At 40.8% G+C, this 19,386-nt stretch carries 16 protein-coding genes; 9 read left to right on the top strand and 7 right to left on the bottom strand.

From position 1 onward, the window contains the following. Positions 1-7 precede the first annotated feature (7 nt). From ATHSA_RS06565 to ATHSA_RS06530, 8 genes are all read left to right on the top strand, one after another. Entirely contained in the window at positions 8-2,557 is a 2,550-nt protein-coding gene (locus ATHSA_RS06565; RefSeq protein ID WP_161848326.1) for a sensor domain-containing phosphodiesterase, read from the top strand. Between the two features lie 13 nt (positions 2,558-2,570). After that, positions 2,571-4,568 carry a YcdB/YcdC domain-containing protein gene (locus ATHSA_RS06560; protein WP_161848325.1) on the top strand — a complete coding sequence of 666 codons (1,998 nt, stop codon included), beginning with the start codon at positions 2,571-2,573 and terminating at the stop codon, positions 4,566-4,568. After that, positions 4,552-5,751 (top strand): MFS transporter, encoded by a 1,200-nt coding sequence (locus ATHSA_RS06555; protein WP_161848324.1) that lies wholly within the window; start codon positions 4,552-4,554, stop codon positions 5,749-5,751. The genes ATHSA_RS06560 and ATHSA_RS06555 overlap by 17 nt, the downstream gene beginning before the upstream one ends. 1 nt (position 5,752) lies before the next feature. After that, positions 5,753-6,493 carry an NAD-dependent protein deacylase gene (locus ATHSA_RS06550; RefSeq protein ID WP_161848323.1) on the top strand — a complete coding sequence of 247 codons (741 nt, stop codon included), beginning with the start codon at positions 5,753-5,755 and terminating at the stop codon, positions 6,491-6,493. A gap of 416 nt (positions 6,494-6,909) precedes the next feature. Then, the gene (locus ATHSA_RS06545; protein ID WP_161848322.1) at positions 6,910-8,076 is read left to right on the top strand and encodes an ROK family transcriptional regulator; all 1,167 of its coding nucleotides are present in this window, start codon (positions 6,910-6,912) and stop codon (positions 8,074-8,076) included. 44 nt (positions 8,077-8,120) lie between these two features. Further along, positions 8,121-9,395 (top strand): ABC transporter substrate-binding protein, encoded by a 1,275-nt coding sequence (locus ATHSA_RS06540; protein ID WP_161848321.1) that lies wholly within the window; start codon positions 8,121-8,123, stop codon positions 9,393-9,395. A gap of 47 nt (positions 9,396-9,442) precedes the next feature. Continuing rightward, on the top strand, positions 9,443-10,318 hold the full coding sequence (locus ATHSA_RS06535) for a carbohydrate ABC transporter permease (RefSeq protein ID WP_161848320.1): 876 nt from the start codon (positions 9,443-9,445) through the stop codon (positions 10,316-10,318). Continuing rightward, on the top strand, positions 10,315-11,133 hold the full coding sequence (locus tag ATHSA_RS06530) for a carbohydrate ABC transporter permease (RefSeq protein ID WP_174755546.1): 819 nt from the start codon (positions 10,315-10,317) through the stop codon (positions 11,131-11,133). The genes ATHSA_RS06535 and ATHSA_RS06530 overlap by 4 nt, the downstream gene beginning before the upstream one ends. A 26-nt stretch (positions 11,134-11,159) precedes the next feature. Here ATHSA_RS06530 and kdd read toward each other — a convergent pair whose 3' ends face one another. From kdd to pepV, 3 genes are read right to left on the bottom strand one after another with little or no spacing between them, the layout of a single operon-like run. Beyond that, positions 11,160-12,191 carry an L-erythro-3,5-diaminohexanoate dehydrogenase gene (gene kdd, locus ATHSA_RS06525; RefSeq protein WP_161848319.1) on the bottom strand — a complete coding sequence of 344 codons (1,032 nt, stop codon included), beginning with the start codon at positions 12,189-12,191 and terminating at the stop codon, positions 11,160-11,162. Between the two features lie 26 nt (positions 12,192-12,217). Continuing rightward, positions 12,218-12,661 carry a GatB/YqeY domain-containing protein gene (locus tag ATHSA_RS06520; protein WP_161848318.1) on the bottom strand — a complete coding sequence of 148 codons (444 nt, stop codon included), beginning with the start codon at positions 12,659-12,661 and terminating at the stop codon, positions 12,218-12,220. A gap of 10 nt (positions 12,662-12,671) precedes the next feature. Next, positions 12,672-14,066 (bottom strand): dipeptidase PepV, encoded by a 1,395-nt coding sequence (pepV, locus tag ATHSA_RS06515; RefSeq protein ID WP_161848317.1) that lies wholly within the window; start codon positions 14,064-14,066, stop codon positions 12,672-12,674. Positions 14,067-14,188: 122 nt separating this feature from the next. On the opposite strand from pepV, the gene panD reads away from it, so the two are divergent. Beyond that, on the top strand, positions 14,189-14,536 hold the full coding sequence (gene panD / locus ATHSA_RS06510) for an aspartate 1-decarboxylase (protein WP_161848316.1): 348 nt from the start codon (positions 14,189-14,191) through the stop codon (positions 14,534-14,536). On the opposite strand, the gene ATHSA_RS06505 is transcribed toward panD, so the two are convergent. The 4 genes from ATHSA_RS06505 to ATHSA_RS06490 all read right to left on the bottom strand — a co-directional run bounded on the left by ATHSA_RS06505 (position 14,529) and on the right by ATHSA_RS06490 (position 19,374). Beyond that, positions 14,529-15,431: a DMT family transporter gene (locus ATHSA_RS06505; protein ID WP_161848315.1), complete on the bottom strand. Its 903-nt coding sequence runs from the start codon at positions 15,429-15,431 to the stop codon at positions 14,529-14,531. The genes panD and ATHSA_RS06505 overlap by 8 nt on opposite strands. After that, positions 15,415-16,575, bottom strand: coding sequence for a 2-oxoacid:acceptor oxidoreductase subunit alpha (locus tag ATHSA_RS06500; RefSeq protein ID WP_161848314.1), 1,161 nt, complete (start codon positions 16,573-16,575; stop codon positions 15,415-15,417). Before ATHSA_RS06500 ends, ATHSA_RS06505 begins: the two co-directional genes overlap by 17 nt. Before the next feature lie 125 nt (positions 16,576-16,700). Continuing rightward, a complete protein-coding gene (locus tag ATHSA_RS06495) occupies positions 16,701-18,362 on the bottom strand; it encodes a nucleoside kinase (RefSeq protein WP_197739120.1) in 1,662 nt (553 codons plus the stop codon). Beyond that, on the bottom strand, positions 18,313-19,374 hold the full coding sequence (locus tag ATHSA_RS06490) for a glycosyltransferase family 4 protein (protein WP_161848313.1): 1,062 nt from the start codon (positions 19,372-19,374) through the stop codon (positions 18,313-18,315). Before ATHSA_RS06490 ends, ATHSA_RS06495 begins: the two co-directional genes overlap by 50 nt. Positions 19,375-19,386: the final 12 nt, after the last annotated feature.

The following is a 19,386-nucleotide window of genomic DNA, read 5'->3' as shown; positions in this document are numbered from 1 at the left end:
AAGCGCTATGTATGAAGTAAATCAAGAGGATTCTCATGAAATTTTTAACATTTTATCCGAATCAGAGGTCTTAGGTGTTTTTCTTTTCACGACGCAGGGCTTTTTGTACGTTAACAAATTCTTCGAAAAATTCACGGAATACACATTTGATGAATTGGAAGAGAAACATTTAAAGCCGTGGGATTTGCTCTATTACGAGTCGGACAGAAGGGCCGCCTGCGAAATCGCCAAAAAACGTGAAAAAGGCGAGCCTTTGAAAGTGCCGTGGGAAAATCTAAAGGTGGTGTCGAAAAGCGGAAAGACTTTATGGGTGAATTTGATCACATCGACCGTTAAAATTCACGGAAAATATGCCGGCATAGGAACCTTTATAGACGTTACAAAAGACCATCTCCAGAGGGAAAAACTTGAAAACCTCGAAAGACTCCATTCCGTGATATCCAATGTCAATCAAATGCTTGTAAGAGAACGGGACGAGAATGAACTTTTGAAGAAAGTGTGCGATATCTTTGTCGAAGATGGAAAATTCAAGATGGCATGGGTGGGAATAAAGGATGAAAAGGGCTTTATAAGGCCCTTTTATTCATCGAATGATATTTACGGTTATGCCAAAACTTTGCAATTCAACACAAAGGATAATCCCCAATTCGGAATGGTGTTGAGGGCTTTTCACAAGCAACGCGTTTACATAAATAACAGCACTGTAAAAAATCCATTTATGTTCCCGTGGAGAGAGGAACTTGCTTCGATGAATTTCCTTTCATCGGCCGCCATACCTCTTGTTAAAATGGGAAGTTCAATTGGCGTTATCAACATCTATTCTGAAAAAGAAGGGATATTCGACAGAGAAAATTACAAATTGCTCGATGAGATAAAGGACGATTTGGAATTCGCTCTAAACAAGATCGAGTTTGAAAGGCAAAATTACATACTTTCAACTGCCCTTGAAAACACAACGGACTGTGTCGTTGTAACGGATTACGATGGCACCATAACATATGTAAATAATGGATTCGAAAGGATAACCGGCTACAAAAGATCAGATGTGATCGGTCAAAATCCAAGAATATTAAAATCTGGCCTTCACGATGAAAGGTTTTACAAAGCCTTCTGGGAGAGGATAAAATCTGGACATATCTACAACGGGATATTCATAAACAGAAAAAGGGATGGATCTCTCGTTTACCTTGATAAAACTGTCGTGCCCATCAAAATAAACGATAAGATAAAGTACTTCGTTTCCATAGATAAGGATATAACAAAGATGAGGGAATACGAGGATATGATATACAAATTGTCTCTTTACGATCCTGTTACTGACCTTCCAAATGCGGATTTGTTTTACGAAGAGACATCGAAAAGGATTTTACTCTCCCAAAAATTTGCCCTTATCTTGATAGGCTTAAGGGATTTTTCGAACATAAACAGTCTTTTCACCTTCGAAGCCGGAGATCAAGTGCTAAGAGAGATTGCAAATAGGTTGAACGAACTCTTTCCAGTACTGGAAGGAGGATTCGTATCAAAACTCAAGGGAGACAATTTTGGGATAATCATTCAGTCACCTTCGGATATCGCAAGGGTTGTAGAAAATTTAAAAGAAATTTTAGATCGTACTTTCACCGTGAAAGGCAATGAAATAACCCTTCATTACAACTTGGGTTTCGCATTTTACCCCGAAGACGGGGATAAACCAGATGTAATCATTTCGAATGCCACACTTACCCTTTCTTCTGCCAAATCTTTAGGAGATAAATCCGTTGGATTTTTTAACGAAGAGATAAAAGAAAGCGTCAGAAAAGAGATTTTGATGAAAAATGAACTCGAAATGGCATTCAAAAACTCAGAATTCATCCTCTTTTTCCAGCCTTATTTTGATACCATTTCTGGAAATATATCCGGAATGGAGGCGCTAATTAGATGGTCGAGAGATGGAAGAATAATTCCTCCGAATGAATTCATTCCATTTCTTGAAAAAGATCCTTTGATAGTAGAAGTTGAAAAATGGGTCATCGAGACAGTTGTAAAAAAGATAAAAGAGTGGAAGGAAAACAATTTCAGGGTAGTGCCGGTTTCTGTGAATATATCACCACGTACGTTCGAAAGAGAAAACTTAGACGGTGAGATAATAAAGGTTCTTGATTCTTACGATGTTGACCCTCAACTTTTGAGTCTCGAGATCACCGAAAGGCTTTTTTTAGGCCATATGGATCGTGCGATGAAAATCCTTTCAAAGTTGAGATCTTCCGGAATAAAGATAGCACTCGATGATTTTGGGACCGGGTACTCTTCATTTTTGTACTTAAAAAGCCTACCCGTCGATATTTTGAAAATAGACATATCCTTTATAAGAAATATCCACAAAGACGAGAGGGACTTTGCCATAGTCGATACGATAATATCACTCTCGAGAAAGATGGGAATAAAGACGATAGCCGAAGGCGTCGAAGAGATGGAACAGTTAAAACTTTTGAGATTCTCGGGATGCGACGCTATCCAGGGCTATCTTTTTTCACGGCCCGTTGATGAGAATAAAATCGTCGAGTTGATTAAAAAATAAGGAAGTGATTTTTTTGAAAAAATATCTTTTTGTTACCATCTTTTTGTTGGCCGGAATTGTAGTTTATGCGGATATAACTTTAAATGATGCGGTAAAGATAGCACAGACATATTTTGATCTTCCTTCGACCTTTACGAATTTCTCCTTTAATTACAATACATATGACCATCTTGGAGAGTGGTATTTATCATGGTCATCACCTCAGATAAATGATCTTTCAAATGGAAGTTTGAATGTCACAATAAACGCTTCGAATGGTGAGATTGAGAGCATGTATTATTGGAATCAATATAAAAATCAATCAAAATACGCATTCCCAAAAATCCCGAGAGAAAAGGCAAGAGAGATAGCCTTATCTTTTTTGAAAAAAATAATTCCCGGGAAAATCGATCAGTTAATCCATGTAAACAATTCCGATCAAATTGTGCCATTGAGCCTTCCACAATTTTACACATTTGAATGGGAAAGATCTGTAAACGGAATACCATTCCCGGCCAATTACGTTGAAGTGTCTGTCGACGCCCAAAGCGGTAGAATATCCCGTTATCAGATCGAATGGTCGGATCAGAAATTTCCATATTCACCGGATATTATAACTTCTGATCAGGCAAAACAGGCATTTCTCTCAAATGATCTTTTAAAACTTGAATATTATCCGGTCCATAGCACACATGAATCAACTGCTATCCTCGTTTATGCTCTCTCTTCAAGCGGCGCAATAGATGCCGTAACGGGTAAGCCGCTTAAACTTGAAGACGATCAATGGGTGAACTGGGGTTATTTTTCTAATATCGTCAACGGTCAGGGCAAAGTACCCGATAAAGAAAACTATCAGTCACAATCGGCAGAAACCAAATTCATAGACGAAAAATTGGCGGTGGATGATTTGAAAAAGATCGTTGAAATTTCTCCAAACCTTGAATTAACAAGTGCAAGTCTTGCTTACAACCCAAATGACGGTAGAATTGTGTGGAATCTTTACTGGGACCGGATCAAATCACAATCTAGTACAATAACATCTATATTTGCAGGAATAGATGCACTGAATGGATCACTCGATCACCTCTACGTAAATTACCAAGGTGGAAATGTAAAGAACCATTTAGACGAAGGTGAAGCGCAAAAAATAGCCGAATCCTTTTTGAAAAAGGCGCAACCCGAATTTTTTAATCAAATAAGATTGAATCCACAGGCCGGATATAAACCTCAAGGCGCGTACAATTTTGTCTACGATAGAATTGTCAACGGCATACCATTTCCCGCCAATAACATCAATATAACGGTAAGCGATTTCGGATTGGTAACGAGTTACTGGTCAAACTGGTCAAGTGTTTCCTTTGAAAGTACTTCTGAAATTATACCTTTGAATATGGCAAAACAAATCTTTTTGGATTACAGGCCTTTGGTACTTAATTATGTGAAGATAAACAATGAAAACAATTCGACGCCGACCGTAAAACTCGTTTATTTACCGGAAATAAGAAATCCCATTGTATCCGATCTTCTAAATGCCAAGACCGGAGAACCTATCAACTGGAATGGCATGCCAATTGGCAAAAATGCCACGGCTTACCATTTCAATGACCTGAATTCGACTGAATACGCAACTTACATATCATACCTCGGACAGGCTGGACTGTTCGGAGAGTACGGAGATCTCTTTATGCCTTCCGAAAAGATAACGGTCGAAGATTTTTTAAGAAATCTGCTTGCCGTAAAAAATGGTGCGGATTACGTTAGTTCAATTTCAACAAAGCAAATAATAGATACAGCGATATACGATGATCTTGTACCATCGGCGATAAATCCGAGAAAGTTTCTCGATGAAGAAACACTTTCCGAAATAATGGTGAGATTTTTAGGGCTTAAGGTCGTCGCAAAATTTTACGGTTATCAAACACTTGCCAGAACATTAGGAATAACATCCAATTCCTCATCAGATGTAACACGTCTTGAGGCAGGTATTTCGATAATAAAAGCCATCGAACTAAAGAATGAGTTTGGAGGATAGGATGAATTTGAATTACAGACAAACTTTTTTACTCGGCCTTGGTTTTATGGTTGTATCGATGGTATGGGCAGGATACAACGCCTACATGCCTATCTTTTTAGGCAAATATACGGATAGCAATACTCTCATAGGCTTTGTCATGGTATGGGACAACATAGCGAATATAATTCTACTTCCGATCATAGGGGCCATGAGCGATAACACGCGTACCAAGATAGGCCGGCGAATGCCTTACATCATAATTGGAATGCCTCTTGCTGGCATTGCTTATGCGCTTTTACCGCTTCAAAAAAGTTTTCTTACTCTTATAGCGATAGATCTTGTCTTTAATGTGATCATAGCGACATATCGTTCTCCCGTTATTGCCCTTATGCCAGATATAACCGCAGAGCATAACAGGAGCAAGGCCAATGGCGTAATAAACTTCATGGGAGGGCTCGGTTCTCTTATCATGTTTTTCATCGGTTCCCAACTTTACAAGGTGAATAACGCCTATCCATTCTTTCTTGTCGCAATCCTTTCTTTTATCGTCCCTATTGTTCTCTTTTTTGGAATAAAGGAACCTAAAATACAAGACAAGAGTCAAAAGCAGAATATATTCAAATCATTTCTATTCTTGGTAAAAGATAAAAATAAAGCGCCATTTTTTACACTTCTTTCTATCTTTACGCTCATCGCGGGCTTCAGTTCTATAGAAACTTTCTTTACCCGGTATGCCGAAATAGCGCTTAAGATAAATCCGGCCATCTCTTCATTTTCTCTTGGTTTTTATTCGATAGCGTTCATTGCCTTTGCACTTCCGGCCGGCTTTATAGCGACAAAGATAGGAAAAAAATATGCGATGATGGTGGGAGCCATAGGAAGCGTGCCTGTTTTGATCATCTTTGCGACAGTTACGAATTTCACCGTTTTTGAAATCTTACTTCCCATCGCTGGCGCTCTAAATGCCATGTTCACTATAAATTCTTATCCTTTAGTTGTGAGTTACGCATCTTCTGAGAGTACGGGAACTTACACGGGACTTTATTATCTCTTCTCTTCCCTTGCCTCAATAATAGCGCCACCAGTTTTTGGCCTTTTGATGGATTTGGTGGGTTTTAACATGCTTTTTGTCGCAGGCGCGGTAAGTATGTTTGCGTCATTTATCTTCTTGATCTTTATCAAAGATCACCGGAGGCGATAATGTGAATGTCGGATCTCTAATCGATAAAATAACCTCTCATCATGGAAGGGTTACAATCCTGACCGGGGCCGGAGTAAGCACTCCAAGCGGAATACCGGATTTTCGATCTCCATCCGGAATCTATTCAAGATATGATCCCGAAGAACTCTTCGGACTTGATAATTTCCTTTCGAACCCGTCTTACTTTTACAAATTTGCCGTCGAGAATATATTCACAATGAAGGACGCAAAGCCAAATGTAGTTCATTACATGATCGAAAAATTAGAATCTCTTAAACTCGTAAATGGTGTTATAACCCAAAATATAGACATGCTCCACAAAAAGGCCGGGTCTTTGAATGTTGCGCAAATACACGGAAGTATAGAGAAAGGACATTGCATCAAATGCTTGAGGGAATATTCTCTTGACGAAATGTACAGTCGATCCATCATCTCACCGGACAAAGTTGCAAGATGCGATTGCGGTGGTGTCATAAAGCCAGATATAATCTTTTTCGGAGAGTTATTGCCAGAATCTGAGGTTGATAAAGCCTACAGGATGATAGACGATTCAACCTTGATGATCGCAATGGGAACATCGCTCGCGGTTTACCCTGCCGCATCCTTTCCTCAAATAACGCTCAAAAAGGGTGGAGAACTTGTAATTGTAAATAGAGAGCCTACACCACTCGATAGATGGGCTTCATTGATTTTCAGAGAGGATCTTGAAAAAATTTCGAACGAAATAATTTCTCTTCTATAAAATGGAAAAAGCCACCAGAGGTGGCTTCTAATTTATAACAATTGATTTTTTACGACTAAGGCTCTACCTTCCGGTAGAGCAAGGTGTGTTACTTGCTCGATTTCTTCTCCATTCTTTCCTGGAGTTCTTTGAGGTAGAGATCATAAAGTTGCCATGACCACCACATATAACTCCCTCCTTTCGTGATCCTACCTAACCAGATCACGATCTGATTTTAGCACATTTTTGATCTGTTGTCAAGATTTTTGAAGATTTTACAGATTTATCAAAGATAATCGACGAAATAAATAGCATTGTTTAATTAATTGCCATAAATTGTCTATAATAACCTATAATCTCTGAATTTTGGAATTGCATTTGAAAGTAAAATAATTTATTCTTTCATAGAAGAAATTAAAGGGGATAAAAGATAGAAGATGAAGATAAATCTCCAGAGCATGAAAATAATGAACAAGCAGATGATTCTCCGCTACCTTATAGAAAATGGTCCTACCTCAAGAGCGGAACTTGCAAAGTACACAAAACTTACTCCAAGCACGGTAAGTAGAATTGTCTCCGATCTTTTTGCAGATGGTCTTATAGAAGAGATTGGATACTCCGAAAAGATCGGAATTGGAAGGAAGCCAATCGATATCTCCGTCACAAGCAAGTTCGTGTCGAGTGTTATCTTCAACGTCGGGGTAGAACAAACTACCGTCGCTATAGGGTTTTTAAATAAAGAGATCAAGTCCATAAAGAAATTCCATACCGGATCTTTGAAATCTTTTATATCAGAAGTCAACGATACGATAGATTACTTAGAAAAAAAATTCCCTTTGAATGAATTCACGTACATAGTCTTTGCATTTCCGGGCATAGTCAACACCGAAATGGCAAGAATAATCTATGCCCCTAACCTTAACTGGAAAAATGTGGATTTGAAAGAAATGATAAATCACAAATACAAGATCATGGCAGACAATGAGGCAAACCTTTCTGTACTTGCCGAGAGTCTCTTTGCCGATGACGCGAGAAAAAGTGAAAATCTCTTTTTCCTTTACATAAGTCAGGGAATAGGCGGAGGTGCGATGATAAATCACAAAATACTGAGAGGAAGTGGATTTGCCGGCGGTGAGGTCGGACATATAACTGTCGAGGCGAGATCCGAAATAAAATGTCATTGTGGAAATTACGGATGTCTCGAAAGATACGCGTCCCTTGTGCTACCGGTGATCGAATATGAAAAATACGGAAAGAAATTGAGGGGGAGAACCTACACTGAAAAGTTTTCCGATCTTGTTGAACTTTATATAAAATCTGAAAAGAAAGCCATCGATGCACTTGAAGGATTCATCTATTATCTTTCAATTGGAATTTTGAACATCATCAATACCTTCGATCCCGAACTCATAATTATTGGAGGAGGTTACAATCACATCTGGAAATATTTCGGCGATGAGATATTAAGCCGAATATCCAAAAGAGCAATGCCCGGAGTACTTGAAAATTTGAAGTTTCGCGATACCTCATTTGAAAGTATAGAACCACCCGTTTTCGGTTCTAACGTGCTTGCAATAGAAAATATAGTGAATAATCTTAATTAAGGTCTGGCAAAGCCAGACAAAATAAAAAGAAAGGGTGAGGAAGTATGAAGAAAAGAGTCATTCTGCTCGTGGGCCTTCTTATAGGTGCACTTGCGGTGATGTCGGTAGCGGCAACCTTTTCCATCTACGACTGGTGGACGGCCGGTGGAGAAAAACAGGCAATAACAAAAGTACTTGACATGTTCCAGCAGCAATATCCGGACATCAAGATCGTTCAGAACCCCGTTGCCGGTGGAGCCGGAGTTAACATGCAAGCAGTTATAAAATCTTTGATTTTTGCCGGTGTACCACCTACGACATTCCAAGTCCATGCCGGGTGGGAAATGTACCAGTACGCAAGTGCCAATCTACTTCAGCCTATAACCAATTTATGGCAATCTGAGGGATGGACAAAGGTGTTTCCTGAGAGAATTCAGCAACTTTGCTCCTATCAGGGACAGTTCTACGCAGTTCCAATGGATGTTCACAGAGCAAATATGGTATGGTACAACAAGGCGATATTTGACAAACTTGGCTTGACGATGCCAACAACGATTCAGGACTTCATAAATATGCTCCCAAAGATAAAATCTGCCGGATACATTCCAATAGCGCTTGGAGATTCTGCAAACTGGACAACGGCAATGCTCTTTGAAGAGACATTGCTCGCGGTTGCCGGACCTCAAAAATACAACGAGTATTTTGAGGGCAAAATAACTGCCTCCGATCCTGCCGTTCAGCAGACAATTCAGTACTTCAGAACAGAACTTCAATACGTCAATCCAAACCATGCCTCTTTGACATGGGATCAGGCCTGCGGATTGCTCGTCAATGGACAGGCTGCGATGACGATAATGGGCGACTGGGCCAACGGTTATTTCATGGCCGCAGGATGGACTCCAAATGTTGATTACGGTGGCGTTGCGGTACCCGGAACGGAAGGCATATACAACCTCGTTGTTGACTCCTTCCCAATTCCTGTGGGTGCTCCAGACGTCCAGACAGGTTATGACTGGCTAAAGTTCATAGCCACAGTCCCGGCTCAGGCTGCATTCAACCAGATAAAGGGATCGATTCCTGCAAATATAAACGTTCCAACGACAGGTTTCAATCCTATTCAGGTTGCCAATATGGAAGCGCTCAAGAAAGATGTCCTTACGGCTTCCGCAGTCCACGGTAGTGAAGCGCCAGTTGCGTTCGTTACAGACTGGGAAAACGCTCTTACAGTTATTCAGTACCATCCAGAAATGAGCCTTGCCGCATGCGTTAACCTTCTCAACACAACTGCACAGCAGGACAATCTGGCAGGTACAGTTGCAGCCGCAGGAGTCAATTACTGATCATACGGGCACCTTTTAAGGTGCCCTTTTTGAATTTGGAGGTTGACATGAAGAAAAGAACTGCTTTGTCGATAGGACTTATATTGCCATCTGTGATAATCGTTGGCATATTCGTCTATGCTTTTATAGCGTGGACCTTTGCAGTGTCTCTTACCAATTGGAATACTTTACTTCCAAACTGGTCCTTTGCGGGCCTTAAAAATTACATATATCTCTTCACGCAGGACATGAGATTCCACATGGATCTTATAAATAACTTCATCTTCCTGCCGTTCTTCGTCCTCGGAACAATGATTCTTGGATTTTTCCTTGCCACTCTTTTGAACAGCGGGGTAAAATTCGAATCGTTTTTTAGAACTGTTTTTTTGCTTCCAATGGCCATTTCCCTTGTTGTTTCCGGCGTTATATGGGTATGGATTTACGATCCGACTAATGGTGCCCTTGCATCTTTATTTCAGATTCTTCATCTTCCCGCTATAAACTGGCTTGGAAGCATGACCTATGCCCTGCCGGCCATAATAATAGCAACGATATGGCAGTATACCGGCTTTACAACGTCGATATATCTTGCGGGTCTTAGGGGCATACCACAGGAAGTACTCGAAGCGGCGAGACTCGATGGAGCCCATGGATTTAGGCTTTACTGGAATATAATAATTCCAATGGTTCAATCTTCAACCGTTACCGCTTTCGTTTTGATGGTTCAACTTTCTTTGCAGATGTTCGATATAGTCTGGGTCATGACGCAGGGAGGTCCCGCTTTTGCAACGGACATGCCAGCCGTTTACATGTTCATAGCAGGGTTCAAACAAAATTTCGTCGCGAGAGGTGCCGCGATAGCCATGATAATATTTGCGCTAACACTTATAGTCGTTATTCCTTACATATTCACGGCCGGTAGAATCACGGAGGAAGAGGCATGAGAATATCAAAAAAGATAGCCGTTTATACAGTTTTGATAATCGCTTCGATCTTTTTTCTCTTTCCAATATACATGTTGATCGTAACTTCCCTTAAATCTCTTCAGGAAGTCAACACGACGAGTTCTTGGTCATTACCAGTTCATATAGATCTTTCTGGATTTGTAACGGCATGGAATGGAATTTCTCAGGGATTTGTCAACAGTTTTGAATTCACAATTCCCGCTTTGATTTTCTCGGTTTTCCTCGGATCTATAGGAGGATTTGCCCTGACAAAGGTCAAATTCAAAGGGTCAAACACGGTCTTTCTATTTTTGCTTTTCGGAATGTTTTTGCCATATCAGGTGGTCTTGATACCGCTCGTGAAATTCATGGCTTCTTTGGGCCTTTACGGAAATATCTGGTCTTTGATAATAACCCATACAGCGTACGGAATACCAATTACCACGCTTATATTTAGAAACTTCTACAGTTCTATCCCGACGAGTTTGTTAGAAGCCGGCCAGGTTGATGGAGCGAATACTCTCCAGATATACGCAAGGATAATCCTTCCTCTTTCAATACCCGGAATCGTTGTTGCCTCTATATGGCAATTCACAAATATATGGAATAACTTTCTCTTCGGTCTCGTTCTCGGATCTATGCCGGATGTCAGGCCAGTTACGGTCATGCTCAACAACCTTAACGGATCGATGATGGCCCAATGGAATACGCTTATGGCCGGTGCCCTTATAACGGCCATTCCGACTTTAATAGTCTATCTTATCGCGGGGAAGTACTTTGTGAAAGGACTTCTCGGAGGAGCGGTGAAAGGATAAAGCACGGAAGATTCCGTGCTTTATTTTTAATACATTCTTTCGAATATCTCTTTCAAAACCTTACTTTCTCTTACAGTATCGAGCGCTATCTGTGCGTGGTTTGTCATGTATCCATTTCCTATTATCATATTGACATCCTTGCCAACGCCTTCTGCGCCAAGAGCAGCCTTGGTAAATGATGTAGCCATCGAAAAGAAGTAGACCGTCCCATAATCACGCGTCGCGAGGATCGATGCCATCTCCGTGTCAGGATTGTTTACCACATTTATAGTCACGTCCGCCATTCTTCCATTTGTGGTCTTTGAAACGATTTCTTCTACTTTTACGGCGTCCCTTGCGTCTGCTTCGAATATGTCAGTTATTCCAATTTTCACGAGGTTTTCGGCTTTTGCCTTTGATCGAACTATTGCGATGACCTTTCCGGCAGGTCCGGCATATTTTTTCGCAACGTAGGAACAAAGTAACCCGGATTTTCCGTAAGCACCGATTATAACGACGATATCATTTGGGTTTACAAGCCTTGCCGTCTGCGCCGGCGCTCCGGCGACATCGAGAATTGCAAGCGCAAGGCGTCTGTCCATGTCTGGCGGAAGTTTTGCGTAAATCCCGCTTTCAAAAAGGATCGCCTTTGCCTCTACGTCTACCTGATCTTTATCGAGATGAACCTTCTTTATCTTCTCTATCTTTAACGGTGTCAAAGACAAGGAAACGAGCGTTGCTATCTCGTCACCAACCTTGAGATCTATCTTGTTTTTAAGTGCCTCTCCTATCTTTTCTACCCTTCCTATGAGCATACCTCCAGAGCCTGTAACTGGATTTTGCATCTTACCCCTTTCTTTGACTATTTCCATGATCTTTGAAGCGATCTTCTCTTCGTCATCACCGACAGAGTCTCTTATCTGGGTAAAGGATGCCGCATCGATGTTTAGAGTCACGACGTCGACAAGGATTTCGTTGTCGTAAAGTTTTGACATATCGTTGTCAATCTTCCACGCAGGCTGTGGAAGTACTCCCTTGGGCTCTATTACCCTGTGAGTACCGTATTTGTTTCCTATCATTTTACTTCCTCCTCACCGATTTATTTTTATTTTAAGAGTTTCTCGGCGATTGCCTTCACACGATCGCCGGAAGCCTTTCCCTTGAATTCCTTCATGAGTGATCCCATCAATTTCCCAATCTCTTTTGAAGATGAAATTCCCATCTCCTTGATCTTCTCCGAGACAACCTTCTCTATTTCTTCGTCTGAAAGTTCGGGCCTTGCGAATTCTTTCAATATCTCGAGTTCTTTTTTCTCTTCTTCGGCAAGATCGAGCCTATTTCCCTTGGTAAAATCTTCTATCGCTTCTTCTCTTTCCTTTATTTGTTTTTTAACTACTGCATCGAACTCCTCTTCACTTATTTGCTTTATCTTCTCAACCTCGAAATTCTTGACGGCAGACACTAAAAGCCTTAGAACTCTCGTGCGAACCTCGTCTTTTGCGATCATCGCATCTTTTAACTTGTTTCTCAGATCCTCTAAGATACTCATAAATTACCTCCTACGAAAGGATTTTATAGAATAACTGGGCATAGATTCTTGAGATCATCAAAAGATCATCTATGGATATCCTCTCATCTGGCTGGTGCTCTCTCGACTCATGACCTGGGAAGGTAGGACCAAAGGCAACGGCATTTGGAATTGCCCTTGCGTAGGTTCCTCCTCCTATTGCTATGAGGTAGGCTTTTTGTCCCGTCATGTCCTCGTACACATCCGAAAGGATGTGTATTAATTCGTTGTCAGGAGAGACAAAGAGTGGATCATGATGGTGCCCTACCGATATCTTCAGTCCTTTGAGAGATTCTTCAATTTGCTTTTTTATCATTTTCAAATTGAAAAAGATCGGGTATCTTATGTTAAGAACCAATTTCATCTTTTTGGGATTTATTTCCATAAGACCCAAATTTACAGTCAAAGGACCGGACATCTCATCCCGGCCGGCTATGCCAAGGGACTTTCCATCTGTCTCGTACCCTACTTTTTGAGAAATTTTTTTGATGTGGCCAAGGATCTCTACGTCGTCAAGATCAAGATTTCCGATTAAATCCAAAAGTGCACTTATGGCATTGATGCCTGCCGATGGATTCGCGCCGTGCGCTGATTTACCCGTGGCAGTTATCTCAAGTCTATCTTTATCGATTGAAAAATTTATCTTTGCACCATTCGAAGGTTTAAAACCCTTCAGAATCTCTGTGGAAAATTTCTTGTTATTTATTTTGATGACGGCCTTTGCGTTTTGCGCCACCATGTTCGGAGCCTCTCCGCCTTTAAGGGATACAAGAGAAAGGCTTCCCTTTTTCAACGATGGATTTCTCGAGAGACTTATCTCGATATCAGCGATACCCTTTTCAACATTTATCATAGGAAATGCGCCATCTGGGGTTACTCCCCAATCGGGCTTTTTCTCGTGTTTGAAATAATGTTTCATGCACTCCCATCCAGATTCTTCATTGGTTCCGAAAATAACCCTTATTCTGCCTTTGGGATTAATTCCAAAGTCTTTTACAGCCTTGAGAGCGAAAAAAGCAGCCATTATGGGGCCTTTGTCATCTTCTGATCCTCTACCCCACAGATATCCGTCCTTGATCACCCCGCCATACGGATCCACTGACCAGCCAGTTCCTTCCGGAACGACGTCTAAATGGCCAAGCACTCCAAAGGTCTTTTGACCATTTCCAAATTCAACGTGGCCTGCGTAATTGTCCACATTTTTCGTTTTAAAGCCATATTTTTTCCCAAGAGAAAGCGCGTAGTCGAGCGCCTTTTTTACCTCAACGCCAAAAGGTGCATCAGGAGTTGGTGTCGATTTGTATGATTTGAATTTTATGATCTCAGAGATCTCTTTTAACATTTCGTCTTTTAAAGAAAGAACAAGATTATCAAGATCTTTATTCATCTTTTGCCTCCCATTCAACTCTAAATTAATTCAATTATAACATGTCGAATCTTTTCGATGATTCGAAATGTCCGATTTTTCTGGTATAATACAGATGTCAAAAGATCTTATGGAGGTTTGAAATGCAAAAGATATTTTTAAGTTCGAAAATTCACAGAGCAACTATCACTTCCAAGAATCTTGAGTACGAAGGTTCGATAACGATCGATAGCGCACTTATGAGGGCTGCAGGAATTGAGGAAGGAGAACTCGTTCAGGTTGTAAATGTCAACAACGGAAATAGATTCGAAACTTACGCCATAAAAGGAGAAGAAAATTCAGGCATAATCTCTCTTAACGGTGCGGCCGCGCGTCTGGGTGAGGTGGGAGATACTGTCATAATAATGGCCTATGCCATCTTTGATGTCAATGAACCTCACATTCCAAAAATCGTCTTCGTTGACTCACAAAACAGAATCAAGATCAACTGAGTTCTTCCTTCCTTCCAAGTCTTTCGCCTGCTATGACACCAACCATTGTTACCCCTCCTCCTATGTAAAGCCATACGGAAGGGATATTTCTAAGTATAGCGGCGTCTGCTATGACAGAGACAACTGGTATTAGATATATGAAATTGCTCGTTGTCCTTGATCCGACAGTCCTTACCGCATAATTCCATATAAGATATCCAAAGCCAGAACATAGTGTGCCGAGAAACAAGAGCCACAATATCACGTCTGGCCTGAAGAATGATAGCACATTCGGCTTTCTTATGTACATCTCAACGGCGGAGAAGGGAATAAGAAAGATGAGACCCCATTTTGTCATCTCAACGGTGGTCAAAAGGTTGTCATATCCTGAAAGTTTTTCAACGTAGAGCGTGTACATTCCCCACGATATCGCTGCCACAAGCACAAGTAAATCTCCTATAACGTCTCCTCTAAAATCAAATCCATTCGAAAGGATTATTATCGAAACACCTATCAAAGAAAGAAAAGACATGACATAAAGCAGAATGCCACTCATCTTTTTTCTCGATACGTCCATGATTAATATGGTAAAAATTGGCACCGTTGCAATCAAGATAGAAGCCTGCGCTGGCGTTGTAAAATTCACGCCAAAATTTTCGAAGATGAAGTAAATCGTTATTCCCCACAAACCCGCAAGGGCAGAAAGTGCTTTAGCCTTTCTTGTAAGTTTCTGCCCGTTTGGCCTTATCTTTGAGAAGATCCACAGTATCAAAAATGAGATCATAAACCTGAACAGAGCCATTGTTATCGGTGGTATAACGCTTACGACAACTTTTATCGCTACAAAAGATATTCCCCAAAAGAAAATAACAAGTAAAGCAAGAGAAACATTCAGAGTATTATTCTTCGTGTTCACTTGAAATTCTTGTCAAAGCCTCGACTATAGCGTAAGGCTGGATCAATTCACCGTCCTCTCTAAGCACTGTCTCCATTGGAATGGATTTTTTGTTTATTCTCATGACCTCACGTGCGAATTGTCCCATATTCATCTCGGCAACAACTATGCCATTTATGTTTGAAAGTATCTTTCTTAACGGATTGGCAGGAAATGGCCATATGGTAATTGGCTTGAAAAGGCCCGCCTTTATTCCATTTGCCCTCGCAAGTTTTAAAGCCCTGTAAGCACTTCTCGCTGTTGATCCGTACGCTATTATCAAATATTCTGCATCTTCGATCATGTAAGAATCGTATATGAGAATCTCATCAATGTGTAAGTTTATCTTGTTTACAAAGTGCTTCACAAGTTTTGAAGCCTCGTCTGCATTTCCAACCGGGAAACCACTTTCGTCGTGGAACAATCCGGAAATGTGAAATCTCGTGTCTCCCATGGGAACTAATGGCTGGATCTCATCATCTAATTCTGACTCTTCCAAAAATGGCTGGTATATTGTATTTTGATCTACGCTTGAAGACGTTACCCTTTCTACAATGGTAAATTCTTCAGGATCTGGGAGATAAAAACTTTCTCTTAAGTGGCCTATCGTCTCATCCATTAAAAATATCACCGGAGTTCTGTAAATTTCCGAGAAGTTAAAGGCCGTCACTATGTATCTGTAAATCTCTTCGACCGTGGAAGGATACAAAACTATTATCGCATGATCTCCATGTGTTCCCCATCTCGATTGCATTATATCCCCTTGAGCCGTCTTTGTTGGAAAACCGGTACTTGGCCCTGTCCTTTGCACATCGACAAAAACAACCGGCGTCTCCGTCATAGAAGCGTATCCAATAGCCTCTTGCATGAGACTAAAGCCCGGACCGCTCGTTGCGGTCATCGATTTAACACCGGCAAGAGAGGCACCTATTATTGCCGAGGCACTTGCTATTTCATCCTCCATTTGTATGAATGTGCCACCAACCTTTGGTAATTTTGCGGCCATAACCTCGGCTATATCTGTCGCCGGCGTGATCGGATAGCCGGCAAAAAATCTGCATCCTGCCAAAATCGCGCCACGCGCGCATGCCTCATCTCCCTGCATAACAACAAATTTTTCACCCATCTGATTTCGCGAAGATTCTTCGCATTCCTCCTCTCATCTATGTATAACAAAATAATTTTAAATTTCGAATCATCGTTCCGGCAGGTCTTCAATGAACATTCGACTTTCAAAGTTATTTAAGTGTATTAATAATGGAAATAACTTGAACCTATGAACTCCCTTATTATGGAAGTAGCAGGTATGACATCGAAATCAACTATTGGTAAGAAATAATCGAGAAATCTTATAAGTCTTCTCGCTTGGCTGTATTCGGCTGTAGAATTGTCAACCTGAAGCAAAAGTGGCATCGCAAAGTTTTTTAACACCGCAAGTTCATAGGGAAGTGCGGAGTTAAACATCACGTCTGCCTCTTCTTGATAAGGGAAGATATTCTTTTCTTCTCCGATTCTGACATTCTGCCACATCTGTAAAGTCATAAGGGCGCTATGGCCTCTGAAATTGTAATCCCTTATCATCCTTCTTATTATCCTGACATCTGTCGTTGGAATCCTGTTGTCCTCATCGAGACTTGTCTGGGTTAGGGCGCTAACGTAAACTTTGTAGACTAAAGAAGGATCAAAATTCTTCGTCATCAAAGGGTTAAGACCGTGAATGCCTTCAACGACAAGAATTGTCTTTTCGGTCGGCTTTATCATCTCTCCTTTGTATTCGCGCTTGCCCGTTTTGAAGTTGAACTTTGGAAGTTCAACAGTCTTCCCGCTAAAGATATCATTCATGTTTTGAGAAAAAAGTTCAAGATCTAATGCCTCTATCGATTCGAAATCCGGCTTTCCATCCGGTCCAAGCGGCGTTTTGTCCCTTTCGACGAAATAATCATCGAGAGAAATTGCATAAGGCTCAAAGCCGTTGACTCTTAATTGCAAAGACAATCTCTTCGAAAATGTTGTTTTTCCAGAAGAAGAAGGTCCCGCACATAACACAAGTTTAACGCTTCCTTTAGAAGTTATCGTGTCTGCTATTTTTGATATCTCCTTTTCGTGGAGCAATTCACACATCATTATAAGTTCGCGTGCCTTTCCATCGGCAACTATTTTGTTTAAATCTCCCACAGTCTCCATTCCCACGATCTTTCCCCATCTTGCCCTGTCCTCGTAAGCCTTTGCCATCTTTACCTGTGGAACGTAAACTGGTAATTCATTCGGAGACGTTATATCTGGATGAACAAGGACAAATCCATCGTTAACTTTGACAACGTCAAAGAGCGTTATGTAAGATGTAGAAGGAACCATATGACCATAATAGTAGTTGAAATAATTTTCAAACCAGTAAATGTTTATCGTGGATTTCGTCCTGTACTTCAAAAGTTCTATTTTGTCTTTCATGCCATTTTTCTCAAAAAGTTCAAGAGCATCGAATTTGTAAAGTTCTTCTTTTAAGAATGGTATATCCATTTCTACAAGTTCACGCATTTTATCCTTCAGATTTTTGAGTTCCTCTTCCGATGGCACCCATCCATCGAATTCGCAGTATATGCCCTTTCCAAGAGAATATCTGACACGCATCTTTTTGTCAGGAAAGATCTTTTTTGCCGCAACATATGCCAAAAACATGAGACCTCTTTGATATATCCTAACTCCGTCCTCACTTGTCAGATCGATGAAATCAAGCGTGCCATCTCTTTCGAGAGTTTTCGAAAGTTCCCTTATATCGTTGTTGAAAAGTGATGCAACTATCTTCGAAGGATAGAATTTTTGATACTCTTTCGCTATCCCTTCGATGATTATTCCCTTCGGATATTCAACTGTTTTGTTTAGTTTTGCTATTTTGATCTTTAGCATATCGCCCATTTTTAGCCCTCCTCTTTCTCATGACCCACAAAAAAGATATAAGTAAAATACCTATTATTATATAAAAAGCAATCGCTGTTAGATCATGAATACCCCTGTACTTTATGGCAATAATTGAAAATAGTATACTTATCGCGTACATAAAAAGCACGGCCGTGATCTGTGAAAATCCTATGTCGAGTAATTGATGATGAATGTGCATTTTGTCCGGAAGAAAAGGATTTCGACCGCCGAGAATTCTTCTTGCAAAAGCGTAAACTGTGTCCAAAATTGGAAATCCGAGAGCGAGCAACGGTACCGCGAGCGAAAGAGTGGATGCAGAAAGAGATGCTCCCTTTATTGCTATGAGAGCAAGAGAAAAGCCGAGCAATTGGCTTCCGGTATCTCCCATGAAGGTTTTTGCAGGGTGAAAATTGTATCTCAAAAATGCCACTGCAGAAGCAAAGATGGAAATCGCAACGAGCGTTGCGGTTACATCTACTCTCGAAGCAGTTATCGCTATCGTGAATGCAGATATCGCACTTATTCCGGCGGCAAGACCATCAAGACCGTCCGTGAGATTTATGGCATTCGTAACTCCCACAAGCCATATGATTGTAAGTATGGGACCGAATATTCCAAAATTTATACTTCCACCGAACGGATTGTTTATATGATCGATATTCGTGCCGACAAGGACAATCGCAAGAATAGAGGCGATGATTTGGATCAGAAATTTCCACTTGAATGAAAGTCCCTTTACATCATCTATAAAACCCATAATCGTTATAATCCCAAAGGGAATAAGAGACCAAAATACCCATGTCATTCTTGTCAATATGCCGGTTACTATCATACCGGCAAATATTCCGCTGGCTATTCCTATGCCTCCTATTCTTGGGGTTGGACTTTTGTGTATCTTCCTTTTATCTGGAATATCCACAAAATTGTGCTTTTTGGCGAATATTATTGCCAGTGGTGTTATCAAGATCGTTGCTAAAAAGGCTATCAATCCAACTATAACTCTGTCCAAAATCATCATTCC

Origin of the sequence: Athalassotoga saccharophila, assembly GCF_009936215.1 — a bacterium.
Taxonomy (GTDB): Bacteria; Thermotogota; Thermotogae; order Mesoaciditogales; family Mesoaciditogaceae; genus Athalassotoga; species Athalassotoga saccharophila.
Note: the sequence above shows the minus strand (reverse complement) of the source record. Positions and strands in the feature narration are given on the sequence as shown.

Bases quoted from the DNA above. Each gene is read 5' to 3' on its own strand.
- ATHSA_RS06565 (WP_161848326.1), top strand. From the start codon at position 8: ATGTATGAAGTAAATCAAGAGGATTCTCATGAAATTTTTAACATTTTA.
- ATHSA_RS06555 (WP_161848324.1), top strand. From the start codon at position 4,552: ATGAGTTTGGAGGATAGGATGAATTTGAATTACAGACAAACTTTTTTA.
- ATHSA_RS06545 (WP_161848322.1), top strand. From the start codon at position 6,910: ATGAAGATAAATCTCCAGAGCATGAAAATAATGAACAAGCAGATGATT.
- ATHSA_RS06540 (WP_161848321.1), top strand. From the start codon at position 8,121: ATGAAGAAAAGAGTCATTCTGCTCGTGGGCCTTCTTATAGGTGCACTT.
- ATHSA_RS06535 (WP_161848320.1), top strand. From the start codon at position 9,443: ATGAAGAAAAGAACTGCTTTGTCGATAGGACTTATATTGCCATCTGTG.
- ATHSA_RS06530 (WP_174755546.1), top strand. From the start codon at position 10,315: ATGAGAATATCAAAAAAGATAGCCGTTTATACAGTTTTGATAATCGCT.
- kdd (WP_161848319.1), bottom strand. From the start codon at position 12,191: ATGATAGGAAACAAATACGGTACTCACAGGGTAATAGAGCCCAAGGGA.
- ATHSA_RS06520 (WP_161848318.1), bottom strand. From the start codon at position 12,661: ATGAGTATCTTAGAGGATCTGAGAAACAAGTTAAAAGATGCGATGATC.
- pepV (WP_161848317.1), bottom strand. From the start codon at position 14,066: ATGAATAAAGATCTTGATAATCTTGTTCTTTCTTTAAAAGACGAAATG.
- panD (WP_161848316.1), top strand. From the start codon at position 14,189: ATGCAAAAGATATTTTTAAGTTCGAAAATTCACAGAGCAACTATCACT.
- ATHSA_RS06500 (WP_161848314.1), bottom strand. From the start codon at position 16,575: ATGGGTGAAAAATTTGTTGTTATGCAGGGAGATGAGGCATGCGCGCGT.
- ATHSA_RS06495 (WP_197739120.1), bottom strand. From the start codon at position 18,362: ATGGGCGATATGCTAAAGATCAAAATAGCAAAACTAAACAAAACAGTT.